The organism is Arthrobacter sp. KNU40, from assembly GCF_051515115.1.
Lineage (GTDB): Bacteria > Actinomycetota > Actinomycetes > Actinomycetales > Micrococcaceae > Arthrobacter.
Map to the genome: position 1 here is coordinate 2,553,713 of NZ_CP195850.1, position 14,876 is coordinate 2,568,588.

A 14,876-nucleotide genomic window follows, 5' to 3' on the forward strand; every position below is an offset into this window, starting at 1 on the left:
CCGGGCGCCCAAAAATAATGCTCCATTTGCTCCACGCTTTAACGACGCAAGGATTTCGCCAATGACGACGACAATGCAAGCAGCCGTAGTAACTGAATTCGGTCAAGACCTTCAGATCCAGTCCCTTCCTCTTCCTGTTCCTGGCCGGGGGGAAGCGCTGGTGAGGGTCTTGACCACCGGTGTGTGCCACACGGACCTGCACGCCGCGGAGGGGGACTGGCCGGTCAAGCCTTCACCGCCGTTCGTGCCCGGCCATGAAGGCGTGGGTGAAGTGGTTGCCCTCGGTGAGGGCGTCACCGACCTCGCCGTCGGAGACCTCGTGGGCAACGCCTGGCTTTGGTCCGCCTGTGGCGATTGCCAGTTCTGCCGGACTGGGTGGGAAACGCTGTGCGAGGCCCAGAAGAACGCGGGCTACAGCGTCGACGGCTCCTTTGGTGAGTACATGCTGGTGGACAGCCGGTTCGCCGCGAGGATTCCTGAAGGTTCGGACCCGGTGGAAGTTGCCCCGGTGCTGTGCGCGGGAGTCACGGTCTATAAGGGATTGAAAATGACGGAGGCCAAGCCCGGCCAGTGGGTCACCATTTCCGGGATCGGCGGCCTGGGGCACATCGCCGTCCAGTACGCGGTGGCCATGGGCCTGCGGGTTGCCGCAGTGGACATCGCCGACGACAAGCTCGCCCTCGCCAAGAAGCACGGCGCCGAGCTCACGGTCAACGCGCTGCACGAAGATCCGGCGGAAGTCATCCAGCGGGAAACCGGGGGCTGCCATGGTGTCCTGGTCACGGCGGTGCATCCTTCGGCGTTCGGGCAGGCGATCGGCATGGCCAGGCGTGGCGGGACCATCGTCTTCAATGGGCTCCCGCCGGGCGACTTTCCTGCGCCGATCTTCGAGATTGTGCTCAAGGGCCTGACCGTTCGTGGCTCGATCGTGGGAACACGCCAGGACCTTGAGGAAGCGCTGGACTTTTACGCGCAGGGCAAGATCCACCCGACCGTGTCCACGAGGGAGCTCTCCGAGGTGAACGCGGTCTTTGACGAAATGAAGCATGCCAAGATCGACGGCCGCGTGGTCATCAAGTACTGATCGAATTCAGCCGCGAAGGAAGCCGGGACTTCGGCTCATTCATCTGCAGTGCCCCTGAACGGTCCCGCGATGGTCGAGGCCGTTCAGGGGTCTCCGCACCCAGTTCATGGGGGTAGTGGTCGGCGGCCGACTGTTCGCACAGGCAGTAAATCGTGTGCATTTCAACAGAACAGCTTAGTGAGACCTAAGGAGCTTAGCTATGTCCAACGCCCGCACCGAAGCATCGTACAGGCCACCCCAGCGCGGCGATGCCCTCGAAAATCTTCTCCATGAGGACCGGAAGTTCGCGCCCACTGCCGAGTTCGCCGCGGACGCGGTGGTCGGCGCCGACGTGTATGAGGAGGCGGCTGCGGACCGTCCGGCGTTCTGGGCGAAGCAGGCCCGGGAGCTGCTGGACTGGGAGACGGACTTCAGCCAGGCCCTGGACTGGTCCGAGCCGCCGTTCGCGAAGTGGTTCGTCGGCGGGGAAATCAACGCCGCGTACAACGCCCTGGACCGGCACGTGGAGAACGGGCTCGGTGACCGGGTGGCGATCCACTTCGAGGGCGAGCCCGGCGATACCCGCTCCTACACCTACGCCCAGCTGACCGACGAGGTGAAAAGGTGCGCGAACGCGTTCGAGTCCCTCGGGGTGGCGAAGGGGGACCGGGTGGCCGTGTACCTGCCGATGATCCCGGAAGCGGTGATCACGATGCTGGCCTGTGCCCGGATCGGGGCCGTGCACTCGGTGGTGTTCGGCGGTTTCTCCGCCGACGCCCTGCGTTCGAGGATCGATGACACCCAGGCCAAGCTCGTGGTCACCGCGGACGGCACCTACCGGCGCGGCAAGCCCAGCCCGCTCAAACCGGCCGTGGACCAGGCCCTGTCCAAAGAGGGACACACGGTGCGGAACGTCGTGGTGGTCAGGCGCAACGGCCAGCCCGTGGACTGGCACGAGGGCCGGGACCAGTGGTGGGAGGACACCGTCGGCGCCGCCTCGGGCGAGCACACCGCCGTCGGGCACGATGCCGAACACCCTTTGTTCATCCTGTACACCTCCGGGACCACGGGCAAGCCCAAGGGCATCCTGCACACCACCGGTGGCTACCTGACCCAGACCGCGTACACGCACAGGGCGGTCTTCGACCTGCACCCGGGGACGGACGTGTTCTGGTGCACCGCCGACGTCGGCTGGGTCACCGGCCACTCCTACGTCGCCTACGCACCCCTGGTCAACGGCGCCACCCAGGTCATGTACGAAGGCACCCCGGACTCCCCGCACCAGGGCCGCTGGTGGGAAATCGTGGAAAAGTACAAGGTCTCCATCCTCTACACCGCCCCCACGGCGATCCGGACGTTCATGAAATGGGGCCGGGACATCCCCGCAAAGTACGATCTGTCCTCGATCCGGGTCCTGGGGTCCGTGGGCGAGCCCATCAACCCCGAGGCCTGGATGTGGTACCGGGACGTCATCGGCTCCAACGCCGGCAAGAACGGGGAAAAGAAGGCCCACCCCGCCCCGATCGTGGACACCTGGTGGCAGACCGAGACCGGCGCCCAGATGATCGCCCCCCTGCCCGGAGTCACGGCGACCAAGCCCGGCTCCGCGCAGGTGGCGCTGCCGGGCATCGCGATCGACGTCGTGGACGAGGCCGGGGAGTCCGTCCCGGACGGGCACGGCGGCTACCTCGTGGTCCGCGAACCCTGGCCCGCGATGCTGCGCGGCATCTGGGGGGACCCGGAACGGTTCAAGGAGACCTACTGGTCCCGCTTCGAGGGCATGTACTTCGCCGGGGACGGGGCCAAGAAGGACGAAGACGGCGACATCTGGCTCCTGGGCCGGGTCGATGACGTCATGAACATCTCCGGGCACCGGCTCTCCACCACCGAAATCGAATCCGCGCTCGTCTCCCACCCCTGGGTCGCGGAGGCCGCCGTCGTCGGGGCCTCCGACGAAACCACCGGCCAGGCCGTCGTCGCGTTCGTGATCCTGCGCGAGGACGCAGTAAACGACGGCGACGCCACCGTCGCCGAACTGCGCAACCACGTCGGCAAGGAAATCGGCCCCATCGCCAAACCCAAGCACATCCTCGTGGTCCCCGAACTGCCCAAGACCCGCTCCGGGAAGATCATGCGCCGCCTCCTCAAGGACGTCGCCGAAGGCCGCGAACCCGGCGACGCCACCACCCTCTCCGACCCCACCATCATGGCCCAGATCGCGCAGTCGCTGAAGCCTTCGTTGTAAGATCGCACCACAGATGGGCCCTGCCGGATTCCCATGAGGGAATCCGACAGGGCCGATTACTGTTCCGGGATCACTGATGCCGATGGTTCCAGGACTACCGTCCGCCGGCGATGGACACCCTGCTTGGGCTTTCGATGGCGCCCATTAGTTTGTCGGTGACATCCTCGATCCCGCCGTGGCCATCAACCTTTCTCAGTATGCCGCGCTCGGCATACTTGGCCACTACGGCTTCGGTCTGCTCGTGGTAAAGGTCCAGCCGGTGGCGGATTATGGCTTCGTTGTCGTCGCTGCGACCCGTCTCCTTCGCGCGGCCCAGCAGGCGGTGGACCAGTTCGTCGTCATCGGCGGTCAGTTGCAGGACGACGTCCAGTTGTTGCCCGCCCCTGGCGAGGACCTGGTCCAGGTAATCAACCTGCGCCGTGGTGCGGGGGTAGCCGTCCAGCAGGAAGCTGTCCTCGACGTCGTCCTGGCAGAGGCGGCTGCGCACCATCTCGTTGGTGATCGTGTCGGGGACAAAGTCACCGGCGTCCATGTACCTCTTGGCTTCGATGCCAAGGGACGTCCCGCCCTTCACATGGGCGCGGAAGATGTCGCCGGTGGAGATCGCCACGACGCCGAGGCGTTCGGAGAGACGTTCCGCCTGCGTGCCTTTACCGGAACCGGGCGGGCCAATCATCAGCATTCTCGTCATTCAAGTTGCCTTTCGTTGAGTCGTTGTTGAAAGCTCGCGGGGTTGTCCGTCAGGCTCTAGAAGAAGCCGAGCTTGTTTTCGGAGTGGCTGACTAGGAGGTTTTTGGTCTGCTGGTAGTGGTCCAGCATCATGGCGTGGTTTTCGCGGCCGATACCGGAGGACTTGTAGCCGCCGAATGCGGCGCCAGCCGGGTAGGCGTGGTAGTTGTTGACCCAGACGCGGCCGGCCTGGATTTCCCGTCCTGCCCGGTAGGCGACGTTTCCGTTGCGGGACCAGACGCCGGCTCCTAGGCCGTAGAGGGTGTCGTTGGCGATACTGATGGCGTCGTTGTAGTCCGTGAAGCGCGCGACGGAGACCACCGGGCCGAAGATTTCCTCCTGGAAGATCCGCATTTTGTTCTGGCCCTCGAAGATGGTGGGCTGCACATAGAACCCGCCCGCAAGGTCGCCGTCAAGCTCCGTCCGTGCACCGCCGCTGAGGATCTTTGCGCCCTCTTCGAGCCCGATGTCGATGTAGGAGAGGATTTTCTCCATCTGGCCTACCGATGCCTGGGCACCGATCTGTGTATTGGTGTCCAGCGGGTTGCCCTGGATGATTTTCTGCGTCCTGGCCACGGCGTCGGCCAAGAAGGAGTCGTAGATGCCGTCCTGGACGAGGGCACGGGACGGGCTGCTGCAGACTTCGCCTTGGTTGAAGGCGTACAGGGTGAAGCCCTCGAGCGACTTGTCGTAGAAGGCGTCGTTGGAGTCGGCAACGTCGTTGAAGAAGATGTTGGGGCTCTTGCCGCCAAGCTCCAGCGTGACCGGGATCAGGTTGGCGCTGGCGTACTGGCTGATCAGGCGCCCGGTGGAGGTCTCGCCGGTGAACGCGATCTTCCGGATCCGCGGGCTGGAGGCCAGCGGCTTTCCCACCTCGGAGCCGAAGCCGTTGACGATGTTCAGCAGGCCGGCCGGCAGCAGGTCCGCAATGAGTTCCGCCAGGACCAGGATGGAGGCCGGGGTGTTGGAGGCGGGCTTCAGGACGACGGCGTTGCCGGCGGCAAGGGCGGGGGCCATCTTCCACACGGCCATGAGGATCGGGAAGTTCCACGGGATGATCTGCCCCACCACGCCGAGGGGCTCGTGGAAATGGTACGCCGTGGTGTCCTCGTCGAGCTGGGACAGCCGGCCTTCCTGGGCGCGTATGGCGCTGGCGAAGTAGCGGAAGTGGTCCGCCGCGAGCGGGATGTCCGCATTAAGGGTTTCGCGGATGGGCTTGCCGTTGTCCCAGGACTCGGCGACGGCAAGCATTTCGAGGTTGGCATCGATCCTGTCTGCGATCTTGTTCAGCACAGCAGCCCGCTCAGTGGCTGATGTCTTTCCCCACGCCGGTGAAGCCTTGTGCGCGGCGTCCAGGGCGAGCTCGACGTCCGCAGCGGCGCCGCGAGCCACCTCGGTAAATTGCTTCCCGTTCACCGGGGAGACGTTCTCGATGTATCGGCCGGTAGTTGGAGCCACCCATTCTCCGCCGATCCAGTTCTCGTAGCGGTCCTTGAACTGGACCTTGGATCCTTCTTGGCCGGGCTGTACATAAACAGTCATGGTCACTCCTCTGGAAAACGGACGTCTTCGTCCTGGCCCCCATGCTAGGGGTTCAAAGGTTGCGACCAGGCTGCAATGGGCCCTGCCCTACTGAAGCTGGGCACTAACCCAGCTTCCTTGCCGGACGTGACCGCTCGGCGCGAATGGCGGTTGCAGCTTCCGTCAAAGCTGCGTAGTTGTGCCCGCTGATGAAGGCGTCACAATAGGGCAGCGCCGCGGCCATGCCACCCGCCAACGGTTGGTAGTCCGCGCCGGCTTTCCTCGGATTGACCCAGACGATCCGGTAGGCGAGCCGCCGCAGCCGCGCCATCTGGGCGTCCACCAGTTCCGGCGCGTCCTGTGCCCAACCGTCGGAGAGCACCACAATGACCGCACCCCGGGCCAAGCCGCGGCGTCCATGGCCGTCGATGAAGTGCCGGAGGCTCTCCGCGAGCCGGGTGCCGCCCGCCCAGTCAGGCGCGGCGGCGGCTCCCAGGGCCAGGGCTTTGTCTGCGTTCCGGTTCGAAAGCTGCCGGGTGAGCCTGGTCAGCCGCGTGGAAAACACGAACGCCTCGGCCTGGGCGCCGGCTACTGCGCCCTGCAGCAGGGAAAGGAACACCTGTGTGTACGGTTCCATGGAGCCGGATACATCGCACAGGAACACGAGGCGGCGCGGACGCTGACGACGCCGGGCATAGACCAAGGAGCCTGCGTCGCCCCCGGTGCGCCGTGCCGCGCGGATGGTGCGTCGGAGATCGAGCTTCGCGCCGCTGTGCGCGCCTTGTCGTGTCCGGCGGCTTCGGCGTTCCGGAGTAGCCAGCACGATCCGCCGGACCAGCTGGCGCACGTGGGCAGCTTCTTCAGGTGTCAGCTCGGCGAAGGACTTCTCATGCAGGTGCTCGTCAGCCGAGGCCATGGCCAGGATTGCCTCCAACGCGGGTGAGCTGGCCTCGTCGTCGCTCCCTACTCCAGGGGCGGCGACGGGTGCCCGCGACGCCGGGACGTGGCCGTCGGCATGAGCCGGCCGTTGTTCGCCGGGAGCCGCTCGGGCGCGCTCCGCCGCTCCGATCGCCGGTGGGTTATTGGCATCGCCCCGGGTCTCTGCCGGATCGGGCATCCCGTCGAATGCGGCCGAAAAGACGGCGTCGAATACCGGCAGTTGTTCGTGCGAGGAGACGAGCGCCACCCGGCACGTCCAGTACAGCGGCTCACGGGCAGCAGGGGGAACGATCCTCAGCGCCTGCGCCAGCCAGGCCGTGCGGTCCGGGGAGCTCGGGAGTCCAGCCCGGCGCAGCGCCGTACTGAACCCCACCGCCAAAGCCGCCGCATCGACGCCGGCCAAGCCATCCCTGGGCGCATAGTCAGTCATGGCCGCCGGCCACCCATGCCGGTCCGCGGGCCCAGGCAATGTCCAGATCGTCGCGATTCTTCAAGACCGAACCCCACGTCTGTTTCACCGCAACCGGATCCAGCCGGTCGACGCCAAGCACCGTGAGGGCGGACACCCAGTCGATGGCCTCCGCGATCCCCGGGGGCTTGGCCAAGTCCAGGGACCGCAGCCTCGTGATGGCCGCTGCGGCATCCAGGGCGAGCGGCTCGGCGCTCCCGGGAACCTTGCGGCGTACGATAGCGGCGATCCGTTCGGGCCGTGGGTAGTCAATCCAGTGGTACAGGCAGCGCCTGGTTAGCGCGTCGTGTAGGTCCCTGGTCCGGTTGGAGGTCAGCACGACGACGGGCGGGTGCGTGGCGCGGATGGTGCCGAGCTCGGGAATCGTCACCGCTGCCTCGGCCAGAAGCTCGAAAGTGAAGGCCTCGAACTCGGCGTCGGCCCGGTCGATCTCGTCCAGCAGGAGGACGGCCGGGCGCGGACCTGGATGCTCGATCGCCTTCAGCAGCGGGCGGCGCAGCAAGTACTGTTCCCCGAAGAGATCGGCCTCCTCTACGTGGATGTCCCGGACTTCAGCCAGGCGGATCCCCAGGAGTTGGCGTTGATGGTTCCACTCGTACAGGGCCTCGCCCACGTCGATGCCCTCGTAGCACTGCAAGCGGTACAGGGGAGTGCCGAGCACCTTGGCCAGCGCCTTCGCTGCCTCGGTCTTCCCGACGCCGGCCTCACCCTCCAGCAGGATGGGTTGTGGCAAGCGGATGGACAGGAACAAGGCGGTCGCCAGTCCGACGTCGGCGAGGTAGTCGCCGTCGTCGAGGGCGGACATCAACGCGGAGACGTCCGGGACAAGGCGGCGCACTTCGTCTTCGGCACCCGCGCGCACCGGTCCGGCGGCCGGGGGTTCACGACGCGGTGGCATAGTGTTCCGGATCGGCGAGGAAGGCCCTCCTGCAACCAGCGGAACAGAAGTAGTACGTCGTTCCGGCGTACTCGGCGTGCAGCGTAGATTCCACAGCCGCGACGCTCATGCCGCAGACAGGGTCCACGGCACTCGCGGGCTCGGTGCTCGCGGGCACCGGATCCGCCGCCGCAGTCTCCGGTCTCGTAGCCTCTACAGCCCTGCCAAGGTGGCGCACGGACACAAGCTCGGCCAGGATCGACAGTGCGATCTCGGCAGGCGTGCGGCCGCCCAGCAGCAGTCCGGCCGGGCTGTGCACCCGCGCACGCTGGCCGTCGTCGACGTCGAGCGAAGCCAGGACCGCGGCGCCGCGCGTGCGGCTGGCGACCAAGGCGACGTACGGCACCCCTAGCCGGAGTGCGGCCTCCAACGCGGGCTCCTCGTCCCGGCCCTGCGACGCGACGATGAGGGCGGCGTCGTCGGCCCGTGGTTCCGCGGCGGTCCCGTTGGTGAGTTGCATGTCCAGGTCGAGGATGGCGCCCAGGGCCCCCAAGGCCTGTGCCACGGGGGTCGCGCCGACCACCACTACCCTGGGCGCGGGCATCTGCGGCTCGAGGAAAATCTCCACGGCGCCGCCGCTGAGGCAGGGATTTGCGACCTCCACGGCGCCCTCCTCGCGGGTGCGGGACGGCTCGCCGGGGACTACGCGCAGCAGCAGGGGTTCGTGCTTGGTCAGCGTCTGCAGTCCGTATTCGCGCACTGAGGCCTCGACACACGTGCCGCCAAGGAACCCGTCGATTTCCCCGTTGGCCAGCACCAGGGCGGTGTCCCCGGCATGGGCGCTGGTGGGATGCTGCGCGCGCACTACGGTGGCACGCACAAAAGGTTCCCGGCGTTCCACAAGTTCCTGCGCCCTCGCCGCCAAGTCTTCTCCGTGCAGGGGCATGTCACACCGGTGGCCTGGCCCGGCCCTGCATGGCCTCCCACACCCGGGCCGGCGTGCACGGCATATCCATGTGGGTCACTCCATACGGTGTCAAGGCATCCACGATGGCGTTGACGATGGCCGGCGGCGATCCGACCGTTGCGGATTCGCCGATGCCTTTGGCGCCGATGGGGTGGTGTGGCGACGGCGTGACGGTAAATCCGGTCTCCCAATCCGGGACTTCCATTGCCGTGGGGATGAGGTAGTCCATGAACGAGCCGCTGAGGCAGTTGCCTTCCTCGTCGAACGCGATGATTTCCATGAGCGCCATCCCGACGCCGTCGGTCAGCCCGCCGTGGACCTGGCCCTCGATGATCATCGGGTTGATCCGGGTCCCGCAGTCGTCCACCGCGATGAAGCGCCGGACCTTGACGTGGCCGGTCCCGGCGTCGACGTCCACGACGCAGATATAGGCGCCGAATGGGAACGTCAGGTTGGGAGGGTCATAGGTCACCTCCGCGTCGAGGTTGCCGTCAATGCCTTCCGGCAGGGCCACGGTGCCGTGCGCGCCGAAGGCGATCTCGGCGATTGTCTTGCCGGCGCTCGGATCGCCCTTGACGAACCAGCGGCCCTTTTCCCATTCGAGGTCCTCGGGCCGGGTCTCAAGCATCGCGGCGGCAATGAACTTCGCCTTTTCCCGGACCTTGCGCGCCACCAGCGCCACTGCGCCGCCGCTGACCGGCGTCGAGCGGCTGCCGTATGTGCCCAGGCCGAAGGGCGTCTGGTCCGTGTCGCCGTGTACGACGTCGATGTTTTCCGGCGGGATGCCGAGCTCCTCGGCCACGATCTGGGCGAAAGTGGTTTCGTGGCCCTGGCCCTGGCTCTGCACCGAGATCCTGACGACGGCCTTGCCGGTGGGATGGACGCGGAGTTCGGCGCCGTCGGCCATGCCGAGTCCGACGATGTCGAAGTGCTTGCGCGGTCCGGCCCCGACGGTCTCGGTGAAGAAGGAGACGCCGATGCCCATCAGCTCGCCGCGTTCCCGCTTTTCGAGTTGCTCGCGCCGGAGATCCTCGTACCCGGCCATCTGCATGGACAAGCGCATGGCAGGCTCGTAGTTGCCCGAATCGTAAACCCAGCCGGTCTTGTTGGCATAGGGGAACTGTTCCGGCCTGATGAAATTCTTCAGCCGAAGCTCTGCCGGATCCATCTCCAGTTTCCTGGCCAGGATGTCCACCATGCGCTCCACGAGGTAGACCGCTTCAGTCACGCGGAAGGAGCAGGCATAGGCCACGCCCCCGGGCGCCTTGTTGGTGTAGACACCCGTGACCTTGCAGTAGGCCGCCTGCAGGTCATAGCTCCCGGTGAAGATGGAGAAGAAACCGGCCGGGGTCTTGGTGGGCTGCGCGGTGGCATTGAACGCACCGTGGTCTGCCAGCACGCTGGTCCGGACTGCCAGGATCTTGCCTTCCTTGGTGGCCGCGATCTCGCCCTGCATGATGTAGTCGCGGGCGAACGACGTCGACATCAGGTTCTCCGAGCGGTCCTCCACCCACTTCACCGGCTTGCCGGTGACAATCGAGCCGACGACGGCCAGGACGTAGCCGGGATAGATGCCCACCTTGTTGCCAAAGCCTCCGCCGATATCGGGGGAGACGATCCGGATCTTGTGCTCTGGAATGCCGGCGACTATTGCGTACAGGGTCCGGTGGGCATGCGGGGCCTGGGTTGTTTCGTAGAGGGTCAGCCTGCCGTCGATCGGATCGAAATCCGCGACGGCGCCGCAGGTTTCCATGGGTGCCGGGTGCACGCGCGGGTACACGACTTCCTGGGCGACGACGACGTCGGCCGCGGCGAACACCGCCTCGGTTTCAGCCGCATCGCCGATCTCCCAATCGAAGATCCGGTTGTCCGTCCTGCCCTCGATATCGTCCCGGATGACCGGCGCGCCGGGGTCGAGGGCGTGCCGGGCATCAATCACTGGCGGCAACATGTCGTATTCGACGTCGATGAGCTCCAAAGCGTCCCTGGCGGCGTAACGGTGCTCGGCGACGACGAAAGCGACCTCCTGGCCCTGGAAGCGGACCTTGTCGGTGACGAGGACTGCCTGGACGTCCGCCGACAGGGTAGGCGCCCACGCGAGGTTGAGGGCCTGCAGGTCCTTGCCGGTGATGACGGCGAGGACCCCGGGATGCGCCAGCGCTTCGGTTGTGTCTATTGAAACGAGCCGGGCATGCGCAACGGGTGCGCGCAGGATTGCTCCATGCAGCATGCCGGGGAGCACGATGTCGTCGAGGTAATTGCCCTTTCCGCGGACGAACCGCGGGTCCTCTTTGCGCTGGAGGCGGCCGAACCCGATCGGGCGGCCCGGGTCTCCGGCCGCCGGGTTGGGTGCATGCTCCTGGATGGTGGTCATGCCGTCACCTCTTCCGCGACGGTCCCTCCGGCACCGCCGTCTTCCGTCCCGGCGTCCGTCTCAGAATCCCAACCGGGCGGGTGGGCGGCGGCCCATTGCACCGAGCGGACGATCGTCGCGTAACCGGTGCACCGGCAAATCTGGCCCGAAATGGCCTGGCGGATCTCGCCGTCGTCGGGATGCGGGTTGCGGTCCAGCAGTGCCCTGGCGGTGAGCATCATGCCCGGAGTGCAGAATCCGCATTGCAGGCCGTGTTCCTCCATGAACCCCTGCTGTACGGGATCGAGCGTGCCGCCGACGGCCAGCCCCTCGACAGTCCGGATGTCGTGTCCATCGGCCATGGCTGCCAGCACGGTGCACGATTTCACCGGCTGGCCGTCCATCAGGACCACGCAGGTTCCGCAATTGCTCGTGTCGCATCCCCAGTGCGTGCCGGTCAATCCAAGGTTTTCGCGGATGAAGTGGACCAGCAACACGCGGGGTTCGATCTCCCGGGTGACCTTGTCCCCGTTGACCGTCATGCTGATCTGCATTGCTTTCAGCCTTCCTGTGCACCTGCGGCGCGCGCACAAGCGCGGCGCAGGACCCTGCGGGTGAGTTCGTCGGCCAGGTGCCGTTTGTAGTCGACCGGTCCACGCTGGTCGTCCACTGGGTGGCAGGCGGCGGCCGCGATGCGGGCGGCCTCGACGAACAGGTCTTCATGCGGCTGCCGTCCGCGAAGCACGGCCTCGGCTTCGGAGACGGTGCCGTCCAGCCCCACTGCCGTCAGCCCGATTGCGGCCTCTTCCACGGTGCCGTCTGCGGAGAGCCCGACGGCGGCCCCGGCCGCGACGATTGCCCAGTCACCCACCCGGCGTTCCACCTTTTCATAGGCGCTGCCGGAGCGCGGGCGGATCGTGAAGCGGACTTCGTACAATAGCTCGTTCTGCGCCACGGCCGTTTCGTAGGGACCGCGGTGGAAGTCCGACATTGCGACGATCCGTTCGCCGTCGGGCCCGCGGATCACGGCCTGGGCTCGCAGGACGTCGCAAACAGTAGACAGGTCTTCGGCCGGATCCGCCTGGCAGAGCGAGCCTCCGATCGTGCCGCGGTTGCGGACTACAGGGTCCGCGATCACCTGCTCGGCGTCGTGGATTATCGGAAAGAGCCTGGCGACGTCGCTGGACTCAAGGAGCGCTGTGTGGCGGGTTAATGCGCCCACACGCAACTGCTCACCTTCCCGGCGGATAAATTCCAGTTCCGTCAGGTCGTTGATGTCGATCAGCCATTCGGGCCGCGCCAGGCGAAGCTTCATCATCGGCAGCAAACTGTGCCCGCCTGCAATGATGCGCGACTCGGGACCGTGGCGTTCGAGGAGGGCCAGCGCGTTTGCGACGTCGCTCGCGCGCTCATACTCAAATGGAGCCGGAATCTGCATTGTCCACCCCTTAGGGCCAGACGTCCTGCACCTCGTAGGACGCGGACCTATGATCAGTCTTGTCCGCGTCATTCTGAGTGTCAACATGGTCAAGGGGGCCAAGATCGCGGCCATTTCGGCTCGCAAAAGAATTTCCCAAACAGTGTCCTTTTCGCGACGTCCCGCCCGTCGTCATGGTGTATCAACCGATAAGAAGGAGTCATCGTGGAGTACATGCTTTTCATTTGCAACGACCCGGCAGCGCCGGAATATGTCCCCGCCGAGGACAACATCGTGGAATGGGTGGCCGAGATGGAAGCCCGGGGAGTGCGCCGTCACGGTGACCGGTTGCGTCCCGTCGAGGACGCGACCACCGTCACGGTGCGGGCGGGCGAGGTAGTTGTCTCGGACGGACCGTTTGCGGAGACAAAGGAGTGGATCGCGGGCTATGACATCATCGCCTGTGCCGATCTCGATGAGGCCATCGAGGTGGCGTCCAAGCATCCCATGGCGAGATTCGGCAAGATCGAGATCAGGCCTGTGTGGCCGCTCGGGCTGTAGCGGTTCGCCGCGTGACCGGCGTCGATGATGGTGGGAGGGACGACGTGACACCGGGACTGACGGACGCCCGGACCGCCGTCGAGGCCGCCTCCGCCGAAGAGACCGCCCGCATCACCGCAACCCTCATCCGTGTGACGGGCGACTGGAGCCTGGCGGAGGATTGCGTCCAGGACGCGTTCGCAAAGGCGTTGGTCGACTGGCCGGAGCACGGCATTCCGAGGAATCCCGGGGCGTGGCTGACCACCGTGGCCAGGAACCGCGCGATCGACCGCATGCGCAGTGCGGCCAGTGAAAAGAAGGCGGTCCGTGAACTCGCGATCATCGCCCAACTCGAAGGCCTGGACGAAGCGATCACCAGCGATCCCGGCGCGGAAGACGACCGCTTGCGGCTGATCTTCACTTGTTGCCACCCGGCTCTCCCGCTCGACGCGAGGGTTGCCTTGACCTTGCGCACCGTCGCGGGGCTGACCACCGGCGAGATTGCGCGTGCGTTCCTCGTCTCGGAAGCAACCATGTCAAAGAGGCTCGTCCGCGCGCGGGCCAAGATACGGGACGCAGGAATCCCGTATCGGGTGCCGCCGCCGGAGCTGAGGGCTGAACGCACGTCCGGGGTCCTTGCCGTCCTCTACCTCATGTTCAACGAAGGCTATTCGGCCACCGGCGGCGAATCATTGATCCGCGAACCCCTTGCCCGGGAAGCGATACGCCTCAACCGCTTGCTCGTTTCGCTGCTCGCCGGTTCCCCGCAAGAGCCGGAGGCCCTGGGCCTCCTGGCGCTCATGCTGTTCCACCATGCACGGCGAAGCTCGCGAACAGACGCGGCGGGGGACTTGGTGACGTTGGAGGAGCAGGACCGTAAATCGTGGGATCCCGCTGAAATCGCCGAGGCCGTCGCGCTCCTTGCCCTTGCCGAACGGCTCGGCATTTCACGCCCTTCCCGGCCGGGGAGCTACCGGGTCCAGGCCGCCATCGCGGCGTGCCATATGACCGCCAGCAACTCAGGCAACACAGACTTCGCCAGGGTGGCCTTGCTGTATGACTCCCTTGCGCGGATCGCTCCGTCTCCGGTCGTCGAGCTCAACCGGGCTGTCGCCGTCGCAATGTCCCAGGGGCCGGAGGCCGGTCTTGCCCTCATCGAGCAACTTGACCGAACCCGCTCGTTGGAGGGGTACTACCTCCTGCCTGCCGCGAAAGCGGACCTCCTGCGCCGCCTGGGCAGAAGCTCGGAGGCCCGGGATGAATACCAGAGGGCCCGGGAGCTCGCACCATCCGAGGCCGAGCGCCGTTACCTTGGCAAACGCCTTGCGGAGACTGGTTCTGCGTCCTCGTCCTTATCTGGAGCCAAGCGGAACAGCCACACGACCCCCGCCGTCAAGGAGCAAAAATGAAACACCTCTTGCTGATTCAAAACAACTTCGACACCTGGAACGCCCTGCCTGCGGACCAGATCGAGGCGATCATGCAAGCCCATGCCTCGGTGCAGCAGGAACTCAGGGCCTCCGGAGAGTTCGTGGAGGCACATGAGCTGGGTGCGGAAGCGAAGTTCGTAAGATGCAACGGCGACGGGCCTACGGTGACGGACGGTCCGTTCATCGAGACGAAGGAAATTGTGGCCGGCTACTACGTCGTCGACTGCAAGGACATGGACCGCGCTGTGGAAATCGCCGGCAAATTCGGAGAGGCCAGGCTGTGGCCGATCGAGGTGCGACCCATGGACCCGTGAGCGATGCTGAGA

Annotated in this window: 13 protein-coding genes; 5 read left to right on the forward strand and 8 right to left on the reverse strand. The window is 66.0% G+C overall.

Translation table 11 applies throughout. The features are described from left to right. Window positions 1-61 precede the first annotated feature (61 nt). Window positions 62-1,084, forward strand: a complete 1,023-nt coding sequence (gene adhP / locus ACSKT0_RS11780) for an alcohol dehydrogenase AdhP (RefSeq protein WP_437773920.1) — start codon at window positions 62-64, stop codon at window positions 1,082-1,084. Window positions 1,085-1,283: 199 nt separating this feature from the next. Next, window positions 1,284-3,308 carry an acetate--CoA ligase gene (gene acs, locus ACSKT0_RS11785; protein ID WP_437773921.1) on the forward strand — a complete coding sequence of 675 codons (2,025 nt, stop codon included), beginning with the start codon at window positions 1,284-1,286 and terminating at the stop codon, window positions 3,306-3,308. 94 nt (window positions 3,309-3,402) lie between these two features. Here the strand turns inward: acs and ACSKT0_RS11790 are convergent, their stop codons facing one another. The 8 genes from ACSKT0_RS11790 to ACSKT0_RS11825 all read right to left on the reverse strand — a co-directional run bounded on the left by ACSKT0_RS11790 (window position 3,403) and on the right by ACSKT0_RS11825 (window position 12,601). Continuing rightward, the gene (locus ACSKT0_RS11790) at window positions 3,403-3,990 is read right to left on the reverse strand and encodes an adenylate kinase (RefSeq protein ID WP_437774017.1); all 588 of its coding nucleotides are present in this window, start codon (window positions 3,988-3,990) and stop codon (window positions 3,403-3,405) included. 65 nt (window positions 3,991-4,055) lie between these two features. Further along, window positions 4,056-5,579, reverse strand: a complete 1,524-nt coding sequence (gene exaC, locus ACSKT0_RS11795) for an acetaldehyde dehydrogenase ExaC (RefSeq protein ID WP_437773922.1) — start codon at window positions 5,577-5,579, stop codon at window positions 4,056-4,058. Window positions 5,580-5,682: 103 nt separating this feature from the next. Further along, a complete protein-coding gene (locus ACSKT0_RS11800) occupies window positions 5,683-6,927 on the reverse strand; it encodes a vWA domain-containing protein (RefSeq protein ID WP_437773923.1) in 1,245 nt (414 codons plus the stop codon). Continuing rightward, window positions 6,920-7,864, reverse strand: a complete 945-nt coding sequence (locus ACSKT0_RS11805) for an AAA family ATPase (protein ID WP_437773924.1) — start codon at window positions 7,862-7,864, stop codon at window positions 6,920-6,922. The genes ACSKT0_RS11800 and ACSKT0_RS11805 overlap by 8 nt, the downstream gene beginning before the upstream one ends. Beyond that, entirely contained in the window at window positions 7,848-8,789 is a 942-nt protein-coding gene (locus ACSKT0_RS11810) for an XdhC family protein (protein ID WP_437773925.1), read from the reverse strand. Before ACSKT0_RS11810 ends, ACSKT0_RS11805 begins: the two co-directional genes overlap by 17 nt. 1 nt (window position 8,790) lies before the next feature. After that, window positions 8,791-11,184, reverse strand: a complete 2,394-nt coding sequence (locus ACSKT0_RS11815; protein ID WP_437773926.1) for an aerobic carbon-monoxide dehydrogenase large subunit — start codon at window positions 11,182-11,184, stop codon at window positions 8,791-8,793. Continuing rightward, window positions 11,181-11,717: a (2Fe-2S)-binding protein gene (locus ACSKT0_RS11820; RefSeq protein WP_437773927.1), complete on the reverse strand. Its 537-nt coding sequence runs from the start codon at window positions 11,715-11,717 to the stop codon at window positions 11,181-11,183. Before ACSKT0_RS11820 ends, ACSKT0_RS11815 begins: the two co-directional genes overlap by 4 nt. A gap of 5 nt (window positions 11,718-11,722) precedes the next feature. Next, window positions 11,723-12,601 carry an FAD binding domain-containing protein gene (locus tag ACSKT0_RS11825; RefSeq protein ID WP_437773928.1) on the reverse strand — a complete coding sequence of 293 codons (879 nt, stop codon included), beginning with the start codon at window positions 12,599-12,601 and terminating at the stop codon, window positions 11,723-11,725. A 213-nt stretch (window positions 12,602-12,814) separates the two neighbouring features. Here ACSKT0_RS11825 and ACSKT0_RS11830 point away from each other — a divergent pair, with 213 nt between their 5' ends. The 3 genes from ACSKT0_RS11830 to ACSKT0_RS11840 are packed head-to-tail and all read left to right on the forward strand — an operon-like array spanning window position 12,815 to window position 14,864. Next, a complete protein-coding gene (locus ACSKT0_RS11830) occupies window positions 12,815-13,141 on the forward strand; it encodes a YciI family protein (RefSeq protein WP_437774018.1) in 327 nt (108 codons plus the stop codon). 44 nt (window positions 13,142-13,185) lie between these two features. Next, window positions 13,186-14,529 carry an RNA polymerase sigma factor gene (locus ACSKT0_RS11835; protein WP_437773929.1) on the forward strand — a complete coding sequence of 448 codons (1,344 nt, stop codon included), beginning with the start codon at window positions 13,186-13,188 and terminating at the stop codon, window positions 14,527-14,529. After that, window positions 14,526-14,864 (forward strand): YciI family protein, encoded by a 339-nt coding sequence (locus ACSKT0_RS11840; RefSeq protein WP_437773930.1) that lies wholly within the window; start codon window positions 14,526-14,528, stop codon window positions 14,862-14,864. The genes ACSKT0_RS11835 and ACSKT0_RS11840 overlap by 4 nt, the downstream gene beginning before the upstream one ends. Window positions 14,865-14,876 lie beyond the last annotated feature (12 nt).

What these genes read in the sequence shown, in the direction of transcription:
- ACSKT0_RS11815 (WP_437773926.1), bottom strand. Translation starts at nt 11,184, where the DNA reads ATGACCACCATCCAGGAGCATGCACCCAACCCGGCGGCCGGAGACCCG.
- acs (WP_437773921.1), top strand. Translation starts at nt 1,284, where the DNA reads ATGTCCAACGCCCGCACCGAAGCATCGTACAGGCCACCCCAGCGCGGC.
- ACSKT0_RS11790 (WP_437774017.1), bottom strand. Translation starts at nt 3,990, where the DNA reads ATGCTGATGATTGGCCCGCCCGGTTCCGGTAAAGGCACGCAGGCGGAA.
- ACSKT0_RS11810 (WP_437773925.1), bottom strand. Translation starts at nt 8,789, where the DNA reads ATGCCCCTGCACGGAGAAGACTTGGCGGCGAGGGCGCAGGAACTTGTG.
- ACSKT0_RS11805 (WP_437773924.1), bottom strand. Translation starts at nt 7,864, where the DNA reads ATGCCACCGCGTCGTGAACCCCCGGCCGCCGGACCGGTGCGCGCGGGT.
- ACSKT0_RS11825 (WP_437773928.1), bottom strand. Translation starts at nt 12,601, where the DNA reads ATGCAGATTCCGGCTCCATTTGAGTATGAGCGCGCGAGCGACGTCGCA.
- ACSKT0_RS11820 (WP_437773927.1), bottom strand. Translation starts at nt 11,717, where the DNA reads ATGCAGATCAGCATGACGGTCAACGGGGACAAGGTCACCCGGGAGATC.
- ACSKT0_RS11840 (WP_437773930.1), top strand. Translation starts at nt 14,526, where the DNA reads ATGAAACACCTCTTGCTGATTCAAAACAACTTCGACACCTGGAACGCC.
- adhP (WP_437773920.1), top strand. Translation starts at nt 62, where the DNA reads ATGACGACGACAATGCAAGCAGCCGTAGTAACTGAATTCGGTCAAGAC.
- ACSKT0_RS11830 (WP_437774018.1), top strand. Translation starts at nt 12,815, where the DNA reads ATGCTTTTCATTTGCAACGACCCGGCAGCGCCGGAATATGTCCCCGCC.
- exaC (WP_437773922.1), bottom strand. Translation starts at nt 5,579, where the DNA reads ATGACTGTTTATGTACAGCCCGGCCAAGAAGGATCCAAGGTCCAGTTC.
- ACSKT0_RS11800 (WP_437773923.1), bottom strand. Translation starts at nt 6,927, where the DNA reads ATGACTGACTATGCGCCCAGGGATGGCTTGGCCGGCGTCGATGCGGCG.